Source organism: Paraburkholderia sp. NMBU_R16 (genome assembly GCF_013282575.1).
In the GTDB taxonomy this organism is placed as follows: domain Bacteria; phylum Pseudomonadota; class Gammaproteobacteria; order Burkholderiales; family Burkholderiaceae; genus Trinickia.
Window position 1 is genome coordinate 1 of record NZ_JAAAYE010000181.1, and the last position, 1,722, is coordinate 1,722.

The window sequence follows — 1,722 nt, forward strand, 5'->3', positions numbered from 1 at the left end:
GGAGGCGGCTCGCAGGCGTTGCACACGGTGCGCGATCTCAGTGCCGCGCTGCGCGCGCCCGCGCTCGGCTACAGCAAGGACGACATCGTCAGGATCGCGGCGAACAGCGGCGGCTCGCAGGCGTTGCGGGCGTTGCACGAACATCACGCCGCACTCACCGGACTCGGTTACACCAAGGAGGCCATCATGCCTCTGGCAAGTCAACCTCGCGGTGCGGCCGGCGCGCTAAAAAGAGCCGCTGGCGTAGTTTGAACGGCGCGTCTTCCCCCTCTATGTGTCAACTGGTTGCGCGTTTTTCGAGGTCATGGAATTTGTCTGCGAGGCGGACTGCAGCTGGGTTTCAGGGCGGTTGCTGGAGTCAGGCTATAGTCCAGTTTTGTGGACGGGCGAATGACGGGAACCCCATGCTGGCAGACCATTCCAACGAAATTGAGCGTGACGCAGTTCGAGCATTTTGTTTATATTATTCGTCCTGATCTCCGCATTCATGCTGGTACACGATGCGATCGCGCTGGTATTCACGAAGCTCGTGCGCCTGCCACCCGGCAGTTGCGGTCCAGGTCTTGGAATCTACTTCGTCGCGCTACTCAATGGTCGTATACTCGCGTCGACAATTGGAGGCAAAACGGATGCGACGAGTCGTCGTACGGCGATCCCCCGTGCATGGACGAGGCGTCTTCGCGCTGAGGCCGCTGCGCGCCGGGGAGCGGATCTTTGAGTACAAGGGCACCGTGACGACGTGGCGGGCGGCGGCTCGCCGCTATGCGTTTCGGAGCGAAGCAACGCACACGTTTCTCTTCGGCCTGTCGGACGGTCGCGTGATCGACGGCGGCCGCGGCGGCAACAGCGCGCGATGGCTGAACCATGCCTGCACTGCGAATTGTGAAACGGTCGAGCAAAATGGGCGCGTCTACATCGATGCGGCCTATGACATCGACATCGGCGACGAACTGTTCATCGACTATGCATTGGAACTGGCCGACGACCTTGATGAGGAAGAGCGGCAAGCGTATCAGTGCTGGTGCGGCACGCCGTCCTGCCGGGGAACCATGCTGAGCCGGCGGTAGGCAGTCGACGATCATTAGCGCGAATGAGGCGCACCTCGCTAGCGGCATGCTTCGGAAAGGACTCCGACGCGGCCCTTCAGATTTGCCGGAAGCCGCCGTTGTAAGTAAAGATCGAAGCCTTTGCCCGATTACGAGTCGATCGGGTGCAGTGTCTGTCGCGTTTCGATCAAGGGGGTAAAGAAATTGCCTTGACTTGCCCGGCGGCATCGTTGTGACGATCGCGAGGGGCTTGATGTTCTTCCCGGAACAGCAGGTGCGTGTGGCGTTGGTGCACGGATAGGCAAACGAAAGACGGGAGTAATAGAATCGCGGTCCGTCCTGCTGGAAGCCCATGCATGCCCCACAAGCACAACGCCGCGCGCCGGCATCACATCCCGAAGATGGCCCATCGGGTGACGAGCTGGCCCGAGTATGAAGCGGGGCTGCGCAGCCGGGGGAGCCTGACGCTGTGGATCACGCCCGCGGCGCTCGCCCAATGGCAGGCACCGCGGCGTGGCGTTGGTGCACGGATAGGCAAACGAAAGACGAGAGTAATAGAATCGCGGTCCGTCCTGCTGGAAGCCCATGCATGCCCCACAAGCACAACGCCGCGCGCCGGCATGACATCCCGAAGATGGCCCATCGGGTGACGAACTGGCCCGAGTATGAAGCGGGG

At 61.7% G+C, this 1,722-nt stretch carries 1 protein-coding gene and 2 pseudogenes; all 3 read left to right on the forward strand.

Annotated features, from left to right (window positions below; genetic code table 11):
- Window positions 1–252, forward strand: a pseudogene (locus tag GWC77_RS27625) (TAL effector repeat-containing protein); the annotation flags it as partial.
- A gap of 377 nt (window positions 253–629) precedes the next feature.
- Window positions 630–1,067: an SET domain-containing protein gene (locus GWC77_RS27630; protein ID WP_173262637.1), complete on the forward strand. Its 438-nt coding sequence runs from the start codon at window positions 630–632 to the stop codon at window positions 1,065–1,067.
- A 335-nt stretch (window positions 1,068–1,402) separates the two neighbouring features.
- A pseudogene (locus tag GWC77_RS27635) lies at window positions 1,403–1,558 on the forward strand (IS5/IS1182 family transposase); the annotation flags it as partial.
- Between the last annotated feature and the right edge of the window lie 164 nt (window positions 1,559–1,722).